General features: G+C 44.8%; 17 protein-coding genes, 1 tRNA gene and 1 pseudogene. 12 read left to right on the top strand and 7 right to left on the bottom strand.

From position 1 onward, the window contains the following. Positions 1-68: 68 nt before the first annotated feature. The 10 genes and pseudogenes from ACRC6Q_RS11770 to rpiA all read left to right on the top strand — a co-directional run bounded on the left by ACRC6Q_RS11770 (position 69) and on the right by rpiA (position 7,222). Positions 69-548: a DinB family protein gene (locus tag ACRC6Q_RS11770; RefSeq protein WP_431466590.1), complete on the top strand. Its 480-nt coding sequence runs from the start codon at positions 69-71 to the stop codon at positions 546-548. 252 nt (positions 549-800) lie between these two features. Beyond that, positions 801-1,802: a LacI family DNA-binding transcriptional regulator gene (locus ACRC6Q_RS11765; RefSeq protein WP_223635756.1), complete on the top strand. Its 1,002-nt coding sequence runs from the start codon at positions 801-803 to the stop codon at positions 1,800-1,802. A gap of 32 nt (positions 1,803-1,834) precedes the next feature. Then, positions 1,835-2,485 (top strand): 3-hexulose-6-phosphate synthase, encoded by a 651-nt coding sequence (hxlA, locus tag ACRC6Q_RS11760; RefSeq protein WP_431466589.1) that lies wholly within the window; start codon positions 1,835-1,837, stop codon positions 2,483-2,485. After that, positions 2,457-3,014, top strand: coding sequence for a 6-phospho-3-hexuloisomerase (hxlB, locus tag ACRC6Q_RS11755; protein ID WP_223635763.1), 558 nt, complete (start codon positions 2,457-2,459; stop codon positions 3,012-3,014). Before hxlA ends, hxlB begins: the two co-directional genes overlap by 29 nt. Before the next feature lie 67 nt (positions 3,015-3,081). Further along, positions 3,082-4,113 (top strand): TRAP transporter substrate-binding protein, encoded by a 1,032-nt coding sequence (locus ACRC6Q_RS11750; RefSeq protein WP_223635767.1) that lies wholly within the window; start codon positions 3,082-3,084, stop codon positions 4,111-4,113. A 97-nt stretch (positions 4,114-4,210) separates the two neighbouring features. Continuing rightward, positions 4,211-4,666, top strand: coding sequence for a TRAP transporter small permease (locus ACRC6Q_RS11745; RefSeq protein WP_223635770.1), 456 nt, complete (start codon positions 4,211-4,213; stop codon positions 4,664-4,666). Next, positions 4,663-5,955, top strand: a complete 1,293-nt coding sequence (locus ACRC6Q_RS11740) for a TRAP transporter large permease (protein WP_223635773.1) — start codon at positions 4,663-4,665, stop codon at positions 5,953-5,955. Before ACRC6Q_RS11745 ends, ACRC6Q_RS11740 begins: the two co-directional genes overlap by 4 nt. A gap of 29 nt (positions 5,956-5,984) precedes the next feature. Further along, positions 5,985-6,272: a cupin domain-containing protein gene (locus ACRC6Q_RS11735; protein WP_223635775.1), complete on the top strand. Its 288-nt coding sequence runs from the start codon at positions 5,985-5,987 to the stop codon at positions 6,270-6,272. Positions 6,273-6,321: 49 nt separating this feature from the next. Then, positions 6,322-6,459 (top strand): annotated as a pseudogene (locus ACRC6Q_RS11730) (hypothetical protein); the annotation flags it as partial. Positions 6,460-6,526: 67 nt separating this feature from the next. Further along, positions 6,527-7,222 carry a ribose-5-phosphate isomerase RpiA gene (rpiA, locus tag ACRC6Q_RS11725; RefSeq protein ID WP_431466588.1) on the top strand — a complete coding sequence of 232 codons (696 nt, stop codon included), beginning with the start codon at positions 6,527-6,529 and terminating at the stop codon, positions 7,220-7,222. Between the two features lie 242 nt (positions 7,223-7,464). Here the strand turns inward: rpiA and ACRC6Q_RS11720 are convergent, their stop codons facing one another. The 7 genes from ACRC6Q_RS11720 to ACRC6Q_RS11690 form a co-directional block, all read right to left on the bottom strand. Then, complete coding sequence (locus tag ACRC6Q_RS11720; protein WP_223635779.1) at positions 7,465-8,070, bottom strand: polysaccharide deacetylase family protein; 606 nt, start codon at positions 8,068-8,070, stop codon at positions 7,465-7,467. 65 nt (positions 8,071-8,135) lie between these two features. After that, positions 8,136-8,906, bottom strand: a complete 771-nt coding sequence (gene phnC, locus ACRC6Q_RS11715; protein WP_223635781.1) for a phosphonate ABC transporter ATP-binding protein — start codon at positions 8,904-8,906, stop codon at positions 8,136-8,138. 12 nt (positions 8,907-8,918) lie between these two features. Then, entirely contained in the window at positions 8,919-9,674 is a 756-nt protein-coding gene (phnE, locus tag ACRC6Q_RS11710; protein WP_431466587.1) for a phosphonate ABC transporter, permease protein PhnE, read from the bottom strand. 11 nt (positions 9,675-9,685) lie between these two features. Next, positions 9,686-10,588, bottom strand: coding sequence for a phosphate/phosphite/phosphonate ABC transporter substrate-binding protein (gene phnD / locus ACRC6Q_RS11705; protein WP_223635784.1), 903 nt, complete (start codon positions 10,586-10,588; stop codon positions 9,686-9,688). 122 nt (positions 10,589-10,710) lie between these two features. After that, positions 10,711-11,760: a selenide, water dikinase SelD gene (gene selD / locus ACRC6Q_RS11700; protein ID WP_223635786.1), complete on the bottom strand. Its 1,050-nt coding sequence runs from the start codon at positions 11,758-11,760 to the stop codon at positions 10,711-10,713. Positions 11,761-11,810: 50 nt separating this feature from the next. After that, entirely contained in the window at positions 11,811-12,806 is a 996-nt protein-coding gene (locus ACRC6Q_RS11695; protein ID WP_431466586.1) for a glycosyltransferase, read from the bottom strand. A 680-nt stretch (positions 12,807-13,486) separates the two neighbouring features. Further along, a tRNA-Sec gene (locus ACRC6Q_RS11690) sits at positions 13,487-13,583 on the bottom strand. A 160-nt stretch (positions 13,584-13,743) separates the two neighbouring features. On the opposite strand from ACRC6Q_RS11690, the gene selB reads away from it, so the two are divergent. Beyond that, positions 13,744-15,648, top strand: a complete 1,905-nt coding sequence (selB, locus tag ACRC6Q_RS11685; RefSeq protein ID WP_223635791.1) for a selenocysteine-specific translation elongation factor — start codon at positions 13,744-13,746, stop codon at positions 15,646-15,648. Then, positions 15,645-17,045, top strand: coding sequence for an L-seryl-tRNA(Sec) selenium transferase (gene selA, locus ACRC6Q_RS11680; protein ID WP_223635793.1), 1,401 nt, complete (start codon positions 15,645-15,647; stop codon positions 17,043-17,045). The genes selB and selA overlap by 4 nt, the downstream gene beginning before the upstream one ends. Positions 17,046-17,070 lie beyond the last annotated feature (25 nt).

Below are 17,070 nucleotides of genomic sequence, written 5' to 3'. Positions count from 1 at the left end.
AAGGAAAGAAAAGGGTTTTTATGATTTTTGGGGAATTAAACAATTAATAAGGTGAGGAGGAATCGATGATGATCAATCGTTATTTACAGAATGGACTTCAGGGAAAGTATGCTCACTATCAGACAGATCTGCTGTTTAATGGCCTAAGTTGGGAAATGGCTGGAGAAAAGCCGGAAGGGAGCCCCCATTCCGTATGGGAACTTTTGTTTCACATGAATTACTGGCAGGAATTCATTTTAGCGGAGCTTCGTGAAGAGGAGCCGGAAAGCCCTCAGGACTTGTCAGAGTCTTGGCCAGGTTCTCCATTCCCTTCAAACGAACAACAATATACAGAGGCAGTGACTCAGTTTTTAAAAGGCCTAGGGCAAGCGACGCAGCAAGCATCAAAAGATTCTTTGGAAGAAGGTCTCGGCGGCAGAAAAAGAACAGCAGCAGATTTGCTGATGGTGCTGATCAATCACAACAGCTATCATGCGGGACAAGTTGTCTATGCACGCCGTTTGATTAGCGCATGGCCACCGCCTGATGGGGATGATAGATCAGAGTGAATGGAAGCTATTATTTTTAAACTAAATTAAACGATAATGAAGGCTTAGATAATTCAATTATCTAAGCCTTCATTATCGTTTGGAATCATTGTCATATTTTTTTCAAATAAATCCTCTCAGAAAAGAATGATGATAAAAAAATCAGATTATTTTATCAAACCTATTGTAAAGCGCTTACATCTTCTTTATACTAAGGTACATCGGTTTAGTAAACCGGTATACCTTCCTTAAATAAGTTTGGAGAAGATTCAAATGAAATCAATTACGATGGCGACAGTTGCTCAACATGCACAAGTTTCAAAAAGCACCGTTTCCCACTTTTTAAATGGCCGGTATGGGCATATGAGTGAGGAAACGAAACAAAGAGTTGAAAACGCGATTAAAGAATTGGATTACCGGCCGAATATCTTAGCAAGAAGCTTAAAGCAAAAAACTACAACGACAATTGGAGTTATTGTAGCGAATAGCCTGCACACTTTTTCGGCACAAGTAATCAGATCGATTGAAGATATTTGCAATCAGACAGATTTTCATCTGATTGTCTGCAATGCAGATAACGATTGCATCAAAGAAAGAAAATACATTGACATGCTGCGTGCCAAGCAAGTTGATGGCATGGTCATTATCCCCACCGGCCATAATGAAGACATTTATAATGATATGGTCCAAAGCAATTATCCGGTAGTCTTTGTGGATCGCATATTACCCAATGTTTCCATTCCGTCAGTCATGGTGAACAATGAGATGGCTTCGAGATTAGCAGTCCAACATTTTATCGATATGGGTTATCAGAGAATCAGTATTATCACAAATGAAATTGATGCTGTGATCCCCCGAATTGAGAGGATTGTAGGACATCGAAAAACCTTGGAAAGCAATGGAATAACTATAGAAGAAGATTATATTAAGGCATTAGAAATCAAGCAGGTTCAACAAGGTGTCAAAGAATTATTGGCGCTTGACGATCCACCTCAAGCGATTTTAGCCGGAAACGATCTAACCTTGATTGAAATTCTAAAGTATTTAAAAAGCCAAAATTTGCAAATTCCAAAAGATATAGCGGTAATTGGAATTGATGACGTTTCGTTTGCCTCTTTTTTTGAACCAGCATTGACCATCGTAGAGCAGCCCGCAGCTGAAATTGGAAAAAAAGCTGCAGAACTCTTAATGGAAAAAATTCAAAAGGCAGATAAAGTAGATCAGGAGAAAATTCATCGTTTTGAGCCTAAATTAGTCATCAGAAACTCCTGTTGAGATCTAACTTATTCTGAAGAAAGGATGATTAGATGAAATTCCAGTTGGCTCTAGATCGCTTAACAAGAGAAGAATCCTTTGCGATTCTGCATGAAACAGCTCCTTATATTGACTGGATTGAAGTAGGGACAGGTGTTATTAAGCAATATGGAATGGCAATTGTCCGAGAGATTAAAGAAGCCTATCCCGATAAGATTTTGGTGGCAGACATGAAAACATGCGATGCCGGTAAACACGAAGCACTCCAAGCTTTTGAGGCAGGAGCGGATATTACAACGGTTATGGCTTTTTCAGCTAACAAGACAATTTCGGATGCCTTGGGAGTAGCAAAAGAATTAAATAAACGCGTCATGATCGATTTATTGGGAGTGACTGATCCGGACCGCCTTAAGGAATTGCAAAGTATGGGAGTCGAGCTTGTCGGTTTGCATCATGGAAAGGATATGCAGCTCGAAAAGGAAATGAGTGGAGACCTGTTAAAGCTGGCGCAAGGATTAACGGGTATGGAAATAGCAATAGCAGGAGGAATCAAAAAAGAATCACTCTCTTCTTTATTGGATAAAAAGCTTACTGCTGTAATTATCGGGAGTGCCATTACAAAGGCTGCAAATCCGGCACAGGAAGCAAAAGAGATGAAGGAGGCGGCAGAGCATTTTGAAATCAATCATACAAAAAGTAGCTGATGAAATTTCAATGGTTTTATCGAATGTCAAAGAAGAAGAAGCGGTCCAACTTTCGACTCAGCTAAAAGAGGCAAAGCGGATTTTCGTTTATGGAGAAGGGCGATCAGGCTTGATGGGCAAAGCCTTCGCAATGCGGCTGATGCACGGTGGGTTCCAGGTTTTTGTAGTTGGCGAGACGATCACTCCAAGTATTGAAGAGGGAGATTTGCTGGTCGCTATTTCGGGATCGGGATCGACAGAAGCTATCCTTCAATTTGCTTCAAAGGCTAAAGAGTCAGGAGCAAAGGTTTCCCTGGTGACAACCAACAAAGAATCCAAAATCGCAGCGATTTGTGACTGCGTATTGAATATTCCAGCCGCCACTAAACATCGTCGGCCGGAAGAGCCTGCAACAATCCAACCACTCGGAAATCAATTTGATCAATCTGTCCATCTTGTACTGGATGCCATTATAATCGGAACATTAGAGGGGAATGGAAATAAAGATATGCATGAGGAAATGACCAGACGGCATACAAACTTTGAATAACAGGTAATCTATGGCTATGTAACAGGACATGGGAGATTTAAGGACTTCAAAATAAGGGGGAAAAGATATGAACAAGAAGATGAAAAAGTTTCTAGTTTTGCCATTGGTTTTAGCAGCAGCATTAACAGGATGCGGAAGTGAAGAATCAGCAGGTGGAGACGGTGGGGCACCAGAGAAAATTAAACTGATTGCAGCGCATAACCAAACATCACCGGATAATCCATATCAGGTCGGGTTATTAAAATTCAAAGAAGTGGTGGAAAGCGAATCTGATGGAAATATTGAAGTGGAAGTACATGCCGGGACAATCGGGACAGAAGAATCCGAATTAGTGGAAAAACTGAAATTAGGGGCAGCAGATGTTGTTTTGGTATCTCCAGGATTTATGACTCAAACAGGTATTAAAGAGGTCGATCTATTCGCTCTTCCTTATCTATTTGACAGCTACGAGCATTGGGAACAAGTGGTTGATGGTGAAGTTGGAGAAGAAATGGCGACTATCGTCAATGAAAAATCGAACAATGATTTTAAAATCGTAGGATATTGGTCTGCCGGTGTAAGACATTTCTATGGCAAAAAACCGCTTGAATCCATGGATGAATTAAACGGAATGACAATCAGAACTCAGACTTCTGGTGTGGTTTCTGATTACTGGAAACAAGCAGGAGCAGTACCTACTTCTGTGGCTTGGGGCGAATTGTATCAGGCTCTGCAACAAAACGTAGTTGATTCATCAGAAAACTCGTATCCTTATTTCGTTCAGCAAAACCACCATAAAACGGACAATGGGAAATACGTGACAGAAACAGCGCATGATTACACAACAAGATTTTTATTGGTAAACGGAAATGAATTTGATTCTTATACGCCTGAACAGCAAGAAATTATTACAAAAGCAGCTGAAGAGTCGGTTCAAGCTGAACGGGAAGCTTTGCTTGCACAAGAAGATGAATACAAAGAAATCGCAATCACTGATGGTGCCGAAATCGGAGAAATTGATACAGCACCATTTGCTGAATTAGCGAAGCCGCTTCAGGAACAGGCAGCCAAAGACATCGGGGCAGAAGAAATGTATCAAAAGATTGTAGAGCAAAAATAATTCTATGATTGTTAAAAGGGAGAAACAGCTTGTCTATTCTCCCTTTTAATTTTTATGAAAGGATGGTTCCATGATAAAGGTCTTAGAGAAGGCGCAAATGACGTTTGGAGTAATAACCTTATCGATATTTTTTATTGCTATCATCATTCAAATTGTATCCAGACACATGGGTGTTGCCATTATATGGACTGAAGAAGTGGCGAACTATTCATTTATTTGGTCTATCTTTATGGGAGCAGCCGTCATGGTCAACCAACGAGAACATTTCAGCTTTGATTTTTTAACGATTAAGTTGAAAGGCAGAAAAAAGACGGTATTGGTATTGGTGATTGACACAATCATTTTACTTTTTGCGCTGGCTATTTTATATTTCGGGATTGAAGCGGCACAAACTTTTTGGGATTATAATTGGGTCGCCCTGCCCGAAATGAAAATGGGCTATGTTTGGATTTCGTTGCCGATTATGGGCTTCACCATGGCCGTTTATACGCTTGGCCATCTCTTCAACGGCTTTAAAGACCTCAGAAATCTGAAAAGGGGGGCTGATGCATGATTGGCATTTTACTTGTTCTGATCTTTCTGGTCCTTATGTTCATCGGTGTCCCCATCGCTTTTGTTATTGGAATTGTTTCATTTATCGGTGTCTTGAGTATTGAAACCCTCCCTGAAGTAACCGTGCCGATAAGAATGCTGAACGGCATCGATTCTTTTGTGCTGTTGGCTGTACCGTTATTTATCCTAGCCGCAAATTTAATGAATCACGGGAAAATTTCACAAAAACTGATTGATTTATCTCTTTCAGTAGTTGGCCATATAAGAGGGGGATTGGCTCATTCCAATATTCTGGTATCCATGATTTTTGCTGGAGTCTCTGGTGCAGCACAAGCCGATACAGCAGGAGTCGGAAAAATACTGATTCCGAATATGAAAAAGCAGGGCTATGACACAGAAACTGCAGTGGCGGTTACAGCAGCCTCTTCTACAATCGGTGTCATCATCCCTCCGAGTATTCCGATGATCATCTTTGCGGGATTAACAAATGCTTCGATTGGTGCATTGTTCTTGGGCGGTATTGTCCCGGGTATCTTGATTGGTGTTGGGATGATGACATTCATTTACATCATGGCTCTGAAAAGAGGCTATCCACGATCTGAAAGAGCGTCTATGGGAACATTCTTAAAACTGGTTTTCGAAACACTGCCAGCCTTGTTGACGCCGGTAATCATTATCGGCGGTATTATTACAGGTTTCTTTACTGCAACAGAAGCTGCAGCAGTAGCCTCTCTTTATACATTGGTAATCAGTATGTTTTATTATAAAACCTTGAAGGTAGCTGATTTACCGGGAATCTTGAAAGACACTTTGGCGTTGAGTTCGCTATCGCTATTTGCCCTAGCGGCAGCAAGTGCTCTTGGTGAATTAATGAGCTATTACCAATTATCAGTTGTAGCTCAGCAATTCTTTGTCGATCATATAGGAACTAAATGGCTGTTCATTTTGATCATCATTGCTTTTTTCCTGTTTATCGGCACCTTCATGGATGCCATCCCAGCGATGATTTTGTTTGTTCCCATCATTTTACCGACAGCTACCTTATTCGAAATGGATCCAGTCCATTTAGGGTTAATCGTCGTTATGACTTTAGCGATCGGTTTAATCACCCCACCCTATGGGTTATGTCTGTTGCTAGCTGCAAAAATTGGTGGTTTGAGCATAGAGCGATCTTTAGTGGCGGTATTGCCTTACATCTTGATTGTTATCGTGGTACTGCTATTCGTGGCTTTCTTCCCGGATATTGCATTTTTTATACCGAAAATGATTAACCCGGGTCTATTCTTATAAAATACACTCAATAAAGAAAGGACGATTTTATGGTTTCAAGAGAAGTATTATCGAGCACTGGTTCACTTATGCTTGTAAGAGTGCACCTGGCAGAAGGTTTTAGAGGAGACGTGGATCAGCACCCGCAAGAGCAGATCAGTTATATCGAAAAAGGTATTGTAGAGTTTGGAGTAGGCGGTAAGAAAAAAATCCTGCACAAAGGGGATACCCAATATATTCCGTCTAATGTAAAACATCAAGTAAACGTGATTGAGGAATGTGTCATCTTGGATGTTTTTACTCCTGTGCGTCAAGATATTCTTGACCAGCAGAACTAAGTATAAAAAAGGAGAGAGCAGTCTCTCCTTTTTTTCAATTTAGGCCAATTACGAACAAAATCTCCAGCTGAAGAATCTGCTATTGGATCCGTATTTCGATAATTATCGATCAGCTAATATACCAGCAGTTCTATGGCAGATACAAAGAGATTACTTTGGTGCTGATACTTACAGAAAAACTGATTAGGAAGGTTCTTTCCATACAAATCAGTCTAAAGCGGATCAATAGCAAATTCAAAAGAGGAGTGGAAATCATGGCAGACATGATAGATGAAAAGAAAAAAGAAGTCGGAGAAAAAGCGGTTGAATACATTAAAGACGGCATGGTATTGGGATTAGGATCTGGCTCCACCGTTTATTGGATGTTGAAGAAACTGGGGGAACGTGTAAAGGAAGGGATGACTGTCAAAGGGGTGTCGTCCTCTTTAAGAACTGAAGAATGGGCGAAAGAATTCGGCATTCCCTTAACTACGCTTTCAAAAGCTCGTCGCCTGAATTTGGCTATTGATGGAGCAGATGAGGTGGATCCTTCCTTTCATTTAACTAAGGGAGGAGGAGGGTCATTGCTTCGGGAAAAATTGGTGAATGATGCAGCTGAACAATTGATCATCGTTGTGGATGACAGCAAATTGGTTAATCAACTTGGAGCATTTCCATTGCCAGTTGAAATCGTTCCATTTGGTTGGGAAAATACTGCAGAAAAAATAGCCGGCTTGCACTGTCAGCCGAAGCTTAGAAGAGAAAACGATGAAATCTTTATCACTGATAACGGCAATTATATTGTGGACTGCCAATTCAATGAAATAGTTGATCCAACTGCACTTCATCAAAAGTTAAAACTGATTTTAGGAGTGGTTGAAACGGGCTTATTCATCAACATGACGGATATCGTCCTGGTAGGTGGAGAGAGTGGAGTGCGAATACTCGAAAAGAAGGAACAGCGTGAGTGAGATAGATGTATTTACTTTAGAGGGAAAGAAGGCTGTCTATCAAGCTGAACTAACGTAATCGTTTGAATACGTACAATTTCCGAAGCATATTGGTGAGCAGAAAGTATGTAGCGATTGGCTTAAGTCGTTTAAGTTATAAAGTCGGTTGGATCAGTAAATAAATAGAAGACGAAAAAAAGTTGATTACCTACAAGCATTGTTCCTAAAAAAATCAGCACCAGTTTTTTACCGGTGCTGATTTTTTATTTGTTTTCAGAAGGCAACAGCGAAAAGCTGTAGCCTTGTTCTTTGATGGTTTTAATCAATTGAGGCAGTACGGCAACGGTCTGCTCTAATTCATGAAGCAGAATGATGGCCCCATCCTCCAGGTTTTCTGTAGCATACCGAATGATTTGGCCGGGATCGTCTTTCAGTTCCCAGTCCATTGAAGCAATGCGCCACATGACAGTCGTTAAGCCCAGCGCCTGTGCTGCCTTTAAAGTGTGGCTGTTGAAACGCCCATAAGGAGGACGGAAATGGACAACCGGTGTGCCGGTTGTCTTTTCAATACGCTGAACGCTGTTGCGGATATCCTGATACTGCTCTTCGTAGGAAAGTTGCACCAGGTTTCGATGTTTCATGGAATGTGTTCCGATGATATGGCCTTCATCGAGCACGCGCTGCCACGGTCTAGCGGGGTAGAGCAGACGCGATTGCCAAAAGAACATGGCTTGCACATTTTCCTGTTTCAGGATATCCAGAATTTGCGGCAGTACTTTGCTTGGGCCGTCATCAAAACTGAGAACGACGGATTTGTTGCTGTGCAGTCGATTGGATGTAATGATTTGCGGATGAGTAGAGTCGTACACGACCCTGGATTGATCAACTGCTCATGGACTTTTAATCATGCAGAACATCTCCTTTCGCTTCGCTGTTAAATGCCAGGATCGAAAAAAGCGGGTTGCGGATCAGCTGTATAGGTTTGACGGTATTCCGCATCGGAGAATTTTTCAGGTGGACCATCAAAAATAAGTTTTCCGTCTTTCAAGGCCAGAATGCGGGTAGCATAGCGCTTTGCCAATTCAATATCGTGAACATTGATGATTGTCAGCAAGTCCAAACGTTCATGCATTTCCGTCAGTAAAGTAAAGATATGGTTGGAAGTGCCGGGATCGAGGCTGGCGACCGGTTCATCCCCAAGCAGGACTTTGGGCTGTTGGGCAAGCGCACGGGCAATGCCGACACGCTGTTTTTGGCCGCCGCTCAGCTGTTCCACTTTCCGGTAAGCCATTTCCGTAAGGCCGACATCTGCAATGACACGCTTAGCCAAGGCCAACTCGTCTGCAGTGAACCAACCGATCAAATTTTTAAAAGAAGAACGGTAGCCGAACATGCCGGTCAGCACATTCTGCATGACGCTCAAACGCGGAATCAGGCTGAAATGCTGGAAGATCATCCCGGTTTCACGACGTACTTTTCGCAGGTTTTCTTCAGTATGGATAGAGATATCCTCACCGTCAAAGTAAATTTTTCCGCCGGTCGGTTTTTGCAATCCATTGAGACAGCGGATGAACGTCGATTTTCCTGCACCGCTTTTACCCAGTACACAGACGAAATCGCCTTTTTCAAGTGAGAGGCTGATATCAGTCAGTGCTTCTACTTTTGTATCCGGATAATGTACAGACAGGTCTTTCACTTGTATCATATAGCCACTCCTTTAAATGACGCGATTTCGAATGGTGCTGGCTAAAAAGTCGATGGCGATCACCATGATCATAATAATCAGGACGTCCAGCGAAACGGAAGAGTATTGGAAAGTTTTAAAGTCATTGAACAGGCGTTGGCCGATTCCACCGCCGCCTATAAAGCCCAGGATAAGCGATGTACGGATGGCGACTTCAAAACGATAGAAAAATTGGGACAGGACGTTCGGCCAGATTTGCGGAAGAATGCTGAACAGATTAGCCAGCCATTTCTTCGCGCCCACTGCCCGCATAGCTTCCTGAGGGCCGGGGTCGGCAGCTTCAATCAATTCAGAGACCAGTTTTCCAAAGACACCAACATTATGGAACATGATGGCGATAACTGCTGGAAAAGGTCCAAGTCCCAGGGTCGTCAATAGAATCAGACCAAATACGATTTCAGGGATCGAACGCACAAAACTGAGTGCCACGCGGGTGAAATGGAAGAGGGACTTGGATGGCGCCGTATTGCGCGCCGCAATGAAACTGATCGGCAATGCGATCAATAAACCAAAAACACTGCCAAGAAAAGCCATTGCTAAAGTCTCGAATGTATCTTCCACCATACCTGGAAGCTTGGAAAAGTCCATCGGCCACCATTGAGACAGAAAATCGATCATGTTGCGGAAATCCCTGAACTTGGACAAGTCGAATTCCGTAATCCGCATACTGAAATAAACCAGCACAAGGACGATTATTACTGTGATGAAATTACTTTTTTTAAACCACAAGCTGATCAACTCTATTCTTCAATGATACCTTGCTTTATAGCGGCTTGTTTGATGCTTTCGTAATCGGCATTAGTAGCTTCAGTAAAACCGGTAGCGCCAAATGCATCAAGGATTTCAGGATCTTCAATTGCTAAAAATGCTTCGCGCAGTTTTGCGACAGTTTCATCATCTGTGCTTTCAAGAACGGCCCATGGATACTGGAACAAAGGCTCTGATTTCCAGATGATCTTTAGTTGTTCTCCATCAATTTTGCCTGATTCCAGCAGCTGATTGTAAATAGCGCTGTCAATGGCACCCGCATCGACTTGCTTGTTTTGAACAGCAAGTGCAGTTGCATCATGCGAACCGGTAAAGCGAACAGTCTCAAATTGATTTTCCTGTTCAGACTCGTATACTCCGCGGTCCTGCAATTCAATTGAAGGAATCAATGAACCGGAAGTGGAATTCGGGTCACCAAAAGCGAACTGGACTTCACCCGGATTCTCCAATAATTCATCTAGTGAAGTAGCAGGATTGTCGGTGTGGGTGATGACATACGCATTGTAGAATGGCTCGCCGTCCACCAACTGAGTGATGATTGCCTTGGCATTGCTGTTTGCTTCTGCGATAACATACGTTAAAGGCCCAAGGTACGCCATATCGATCTGGTCGTAATTCATTGATTCTACGACACCGTTGTAGTCTGGGTAAACTTCAATTTCGACTTCGCGGTCCAATTCTTCGCTCAGGATGGTTTGCAGTTTATCCATGGCCGTTTGCATTTCGCCCTCTGTCTGGGCAGGGATTACGCCGATTGTAAAGGGCTCTTCGTTGCTGGACCCTGTTGAACTTTCAGTATCAGTTGAATCGTCTCCACATGCTGACAGGAATAATGCCAGCAAAAGTACAGAAATCGTTAAAATCCATTTTTTCAATACAAGCACCTCTTCATGTTTTGGTATGTAGCTGAGCGTAATAAAACAAGGACCCCCATAGAGTCCTTGTCCAAAGCTTAACTATTGCTACTTTTAAGCTTTTTTTCTTTAGTCAGCAGTTCTTATTTTACGTGAATCCGACCAGCATTTTCACTTGTCACATTCCCGATGATGGCGGATTGGACGTTGTTTTTCAGCAATTCGCCCTGCAAGGCGTCAGCTTCGGCTTCCGGTACTGAAATCAGCAGACCGCCGGAAGTGACTGCATCGCATAAGATCAATTGATCGATTTCGCTGATGTTCTCTGCATAATCGATGTCATCTGCAAGCCATTGGCGGTTTTTGCGTGTGCCGCCAGGAATGACGTTTTGTTCCGCAAGCTCTTTGGCACGTGAAAGGACAGGGACATCTTGGTTATACACTGTAACGCCGACTTTGCCGCCTTTGGCGATTTCCATCGTGTGGCCGAGCAGCCCAAATCCAGTAACATCTGTGCAGGCATTGACGGTGTATTTTTCCATCACTTCTGCCGCAGTTTTGTTCAAGGTGGCCATGACATTCATCACTTCATCCAGGTCTTCTTTTTCCAGAATCCCTTGTTTGATGGCAGTGGTCAAAATACCGACACCAATCGGTTTGGTCAAAATGAGGCGATCACCCGGCTTTGCACCTGCATTGGAGCGGATGCGGTCGGGGTGGATGGTACCTGTGACGGAAAGTCCGAATTTAGGCTCCTGATCGTCAATCGAATGGCCGCCCACCAAGGTGGCGCCAGATTCTTTGACCTTATCGGAAGCACCGGCCAGGATGTCGGCTAAGATGCTTTTATCCAAGGTGTTGATCGGAAACGCGACGATGTTCATGACAGTCAAAGGCTTGCCGCCCATGGCATAAACATCACTCAAAGCATTGGCCGCACCAATTTGGCCGAACATATAAGCATCGTCTACAATTGGAGTAAAGAAATCCAAAGTTTGGACCAATGCGGTTTCATCATTAATTTTATAAACTCCTGCATCGTCAGCTGTTTCCAGACCGACCAGCAAGTTTGGATCATCTACATTTTTCGGTAAGTGACGCAGAACCTGCGCCAGGTCCTCAGGACCAATTTTGCAGCCTCAACCGCCTTTTGTAGATAAAGAAGTTAATCTCACTGTTTCTTTTTCAACCATGTCAATCTCTCCTTTTCAAATTCCTATTCTATTATACAGGGTAATTTTTTTTAGTTTACAATCCCTTGATAAACCTTCAGCAAAGTCTCGGCTTCGCGTTCGCTTGAATGATCCTGTCTCACATAAGCTTTAGCGGCTTGGCCAATACTTTCCCTTATTTTGTTATTATTCATGAGCTTTTCAGCATAATCAAGGAATTCGTTTCGGGTTTTGTATAAAAACCCTGTTTCCCCATTGGAAATGATGCTGCTGTTGCCGGGAATGTCTGAAGCCAGCACTGGAAGAGCATAGCCCATCGCCTCTAAAATGGTGGCCGGCTGACCTTCCGACAGCGAGGTATTCAATACAACATCCGTCTCCCGATAAACAGAACCCATGTCTTCATGTGGTACTTGTCCAAGGTAACGGATCCACTCTTTGTGGCGTTCGACAAGTTCAAGTACAACTTGGCCTTCCTTTTCTTCAAGCACAGGTCCGACAAGCCAAAGTCGAAGCTGCGGATAATGCTGGCGAAGGTCATGGAGCATCGAAATTGCTGCGGGTATATTCTTCACTTTCCGGATACCGGCAGGCAGGAAAAATAAAAAGCTATCGGGTTCTTTCTTGAAAAGTGAAACTCCCGAAAGAGAAGCCTGATTTCCCTGGGGCATGATGAAGATTTTGCCGGCAATCCCGGAAACTTCCTTTACCAGGAGTGCTCTGGCTTTCTCATCAAATACATGGATGGCTTTTGCTCCGTTTAAGGAAGCCAGAACATCCTCCCGTTTATCCGGATTAAATAGGTCTTGGTTCAAATCGGTTCCTGTGATGGTCACCATGTAATGAGGCGGCTGGCGATCCAACTTTTGCAGAAATTTATAGAAATTATAGGCATGGAATCCATGAACGATATCAGCAGCAGGGAATGTATGGATGGCGTTCTCATCTGTTGTCGAAACGATTTCCGTCTCCATACCCAGCATTTTGAGGTTGTCTGCTATGCGTTGAACCGTTATGGTATTTCCACGCAGTTGTGGGTAATTCGGTGAAGCTAAAACAATTTTCATCTTCTTCATCCTTTAATCCAACAATTTGGCGTTTGAACACTTCCGCTCCATTGAATTATCCTAAAACAAAGTAAGTTTGTCACTTAAGTCGTCTTTCGTTTCATTAAAAAAAGATTGCCGGTAGGGCAATCTTTTTAACCTTGTTTTTTGTGGTTCTACTGTACGGGCGCTTCAGCATTTCTGTTGTCTAGCTTCAGCGCCCAGTCCCTCGAGTCGCTTCAGCCTTACCAGCAATGGCAGAGAACGCCATTACCGGTAAGGCTTCCAGCGCTTGTCGGGACTACACGGGCGCTTCAGCATTTCTGTTGTCTAGCTTCAGCGCCCAGTCCCTCGAGTCGCTTCAGCCTTACCAGCAATGGCAGAGAACGCCATTACCGGTAAGGCTTCCAGCGCTTGTCGGGACTACACGGGCGCTTCAGCATTTCTGTTGTCTAGCTTCAGCGCCCAATCCCTCGGGGTCTTAAGCCAAACCGGCAGTGTGACAAAGAAACGCCACACAACCGATTCGACTTAAGCCTGTCGGGGCTCGACAGGCCCTTCAGCTTTTCTGTATGTCCAGCTTCGGCACCCAGATTCTTGGGCATAAGCCACTCTGGCTGTGCGGCTGAAAACATGCCGCTTCGCCAGCGCGTCTTATGCCCGTCGAATCTACACGGGTGCCTCAGCATTTCAGTATGTATTGGCGGGATTGTGTGGGAATCGAACCCACCGAGCCTGGCACGCAGGCCCCTCAGGGTTTTGAAGACCCAGGAGGACACCAGTCACCCATCCAACCCCAGGATATTGTCGGCCGACCTGTACAAGTTTATACCGAAAAAAAGATCTACGCAAGAACAGCGCTTGGGTAAAACGATGAAGGGCAGGGTTCAGGCTTGAAACAGCCTTTGCTGAAGACTAAAGTAAAGGGAGAAGCGATTAGAGAAGGCGTGTGAAAAAGATGGAAGAACGATATTTTACAATCGGCATGGCCGGCCATATTGATCATGGCAAAACCAGTTTGACGAAAGCTTTGACGAATGTTGACACGGACCGATTGAAAGAAGAAAAGGAACGGGGCATTTCCATTGAATTGGGGTATGCGCCGTTGCAGCTGGAAGATGACGTCTTTGTATCGATTGTCGATGTGCCGGGACATGAACGGTTTATTCGCCAGATGATTGCAGGTGTTGCGGGAATCGATTTGGTGGTTCTGGTGGTGGCGGCGGACGAAGGCATCATGCCGCAGACTGAAGAGCATCTGGAGATCCTGCAGTTTTTAGGTGTGGAACGCTGCATCGTAGCCATATCGAAAATGGACCGGGTCGATGAAGTGATGCTTGAATTGGTGACGGATGATATTAAGGAAAGGTTAGCGGGAACCGTGTTTCATGAGGCGCCCTCTATTGCACTTGATAGTCTTTCGGGTACAGGGATCGATGAATTGAAGCAATTGATTTTAACGGAATTGAAATCAACTGATTTCCGTGACGCTTATGGTTCCTTCCGTTTGCCGATTGACCAGGTTTTTACGGTCCAGGGACAAGGGACGGTCGTTAGGGGGACTGTCTATGAAGGTGTCGTCCGGAAAGCGGCTCAGCTGATGGTTTTGCCGGCTGGGATTCCAGTGAAAGCGAGGCAAATTCAAGTGCATCATGAGGAATGCGAAAAGGCAAGAGCCGGACAGCGGACGGCCATCAACCTCGGCGGCATCGAACGGACAGCCGTGAAGCGAGGAGATGTGCTGGTGGATTCGGAGCATTTTCTCGTAACAGATACCATTGATGTTGCTTTGCAGGTGATTGGCCGGAAGTTTGCGCCTCTTAAACAGCGGACAGCTGTCAGGCTTCATATCGGTACGTCTGAAGTGATGGGCAAAATTGTCTTTTTTGACCGCAATGAGCTGGCGAGCACACAGGACGAAGTGTTATGCCAAATCCGCTTGGATGAAAAAATTGTGGTACGCAGGGGGGACCGGTTTATTTTGCGGCGACCAAGTCCAATGGAGACGATTGGAGGCGGCTGGGTCATTCAGCCGAATGGCGGCAAGTACAAGTTCGGCAAAGAGACCATCACTATGCTTCGCCATCAGCAACAGGGGACGCCAGAGGATTTAGTGGCGGATGCCCTCAGCAAATCCCTTCTGCTCGACCAGCAGCAGCTGATGCAGCAGACTTCCCTGGATGACGGCATCTTGAATGAAACTTTGGCGGAAGGCTTGGCTTCTGGTGTCTGGCTGGAGATACCGCGCCAAGGCTATAGCTTGACCAAAACGTTCATTAAAATAAAAGACGAGTTATTGGCAAGGCTGTGGCAGTTTCATGGAGACTTTCCGATGCGAAAAGGCATAGGCAAAGCTGAACTGATCCAATCAGTTGCGGCTGCTTATCCGAAACCCTTGCTTGAGTTCAGTCTGAATTTATTGATGGAGCAACATGAACTGCAGCGATCCGGCCAGTTTGTAGCTCTGGCTCTTTTCGAACCGCATCTTCCAAAAAAATGGCGTGCACGAATGGAGCAGGTAATCGGCTCTCTGGAAAAGGATGGCTTCCAGGCGGAAAAATGGGAAGCGTATTTTGCAGGCAGTCCATTGCCGAAGCCGGAAATTGCAGAACTGACAGCCTATCTGCTTGAAAGCGGCCAGGCCTATCGCTTGAGGGAAGATACACTTATCCACCGTACGGCTTTTGAACAAGCTTTAAACCAGCTGCGAACGAATACAGGAGCTTCTTTTGATTTGAAGCAGGCGAAAGAGATCCTTAATTTATCGAGGAAATACATGATACCGTTTTTGGACTTGTTGGATGAACTGAATTTTACAAAACGGTCAGAAGATCAGCGTTACTGGATGGAGGAAAAGCTATGAAACAGTATTTGCGGCAGTTGCCGGCAATCCATGAATTGCAGAAAGACCCGCGCTTTGAAGACCTGAAAAAAGATTTCAGCTTAAGTGGCGCGCAGCTGACGGACTTTCTGCAGCAGGAAGTCGGCAGGCTGCGGCAAAGCTTGCTGGCAGAAGAGTGGGCGAGTGAAGAGCTTGGCCCTGATTTTACAGGCCAGCTTTTCAAGTCAGTGGAAACCCGGGTAAGCAAGTGGCAGGAAGATCGATTGTCACGGGTGATCAATGGAACGGGGACAGTCTTGCATACCAACTTGGGACGGTCCCGCTTAAGCGATGCGGCAATCGCCCATGTGGCAAAAACAGCAGCGAATTACTCCAACCTTGAATATCGTTTAATGGAAGGAAGCCGCGGGTCGCGCCACGCCATCATCGAAGATTTATTGTTGGAAGCAACAGGTGCAGAAGCGGCAATGGTGGTCAATAATAATGCAGCGGCAGTATTTCTGATTTTGAGCGCATTGGCCAAAAAACAGGAAGTCATCGTTTCCCGCGGCCAATTGGTTGAAATCGGCGGCTCTTTCCGAGTGTCCTCCATCATGGAAGAAAGCGGCGCAGAGCTCGTTGAAGTGGGGACGACCAATAAGACGCATCTATTCGATTACGTAAATGCAGTGGGCGAAGAAACCGCCATGATCATGAAAGTGCATACCAGCAATTTCAAAATGATCGGCTTTACGGAAACAGTGGAGACATCCGAATTGGCTGAACTGGCGGGGAAACACCCGAATCTCATCTTTTATGAAGATTTGGGGAGCGGCGCGCTTTATGATTTTAAAAAACATGGCATTGGCGAGGAGCCGCTTGTCCGTGAAGTGATCCAGAGCGGTGTGGACCTTGTTTCGTTCAGTGGCGATAAGCTGCTCGGTGGTCCGCAGGCTGGATTGATCGCCGGCAGGAAAGAACTGATCGATCAATTGAAGAAACATCAATTGGCGCGTGTTTTGCGGGTGGATAAAATGACGCTGGCAGCACTGGAAGAAACCTTGAAAAGCTATTTGTCGGGCCCGGAGAAAATCATTGAACTGCCCACTGTCCGCGATATCATCCGACCAGCTGAAGACATTAAGATTCAAGCACAGTCGTTTTTAAGCAGTTTGCGCTCGGATTCCCGTAATTATGTCGGTGAGCTTCAGAAAAGCACCTCCCAAATAGGAGGAGGCACCATGCCGGGAGTGGAAATCCCCACCTATATTGCGGCGATTACACACAGGACTTTAAGTGCTGAACAATTAGCAGCCCAATTAAGGGAGGCAAAGCCGGCAATTGTAACGCGAATCCAGGAAGAACGGGTATGCATTGACTTTCGGACCATTCATCATTCCGAGATGGAAAAGTTACTTGCAGGATTCCTCGCCTTGTGACGGAATGGCTATCAGCTTCTGTTAA

This window comes from Planococcus sp. SE5232 (genome assembly GCF_050686535.1).
Classification (GTDB): Bacteria; Bacillota; Bacilli; order Bacillales_A; family Planococcaceae; genus Planococcus.
The sequence above is the reverse complement of the archived record's forward strand: the minus strand, read 5'-3'. Positions and strand labels throughout refer to the sequence as shown.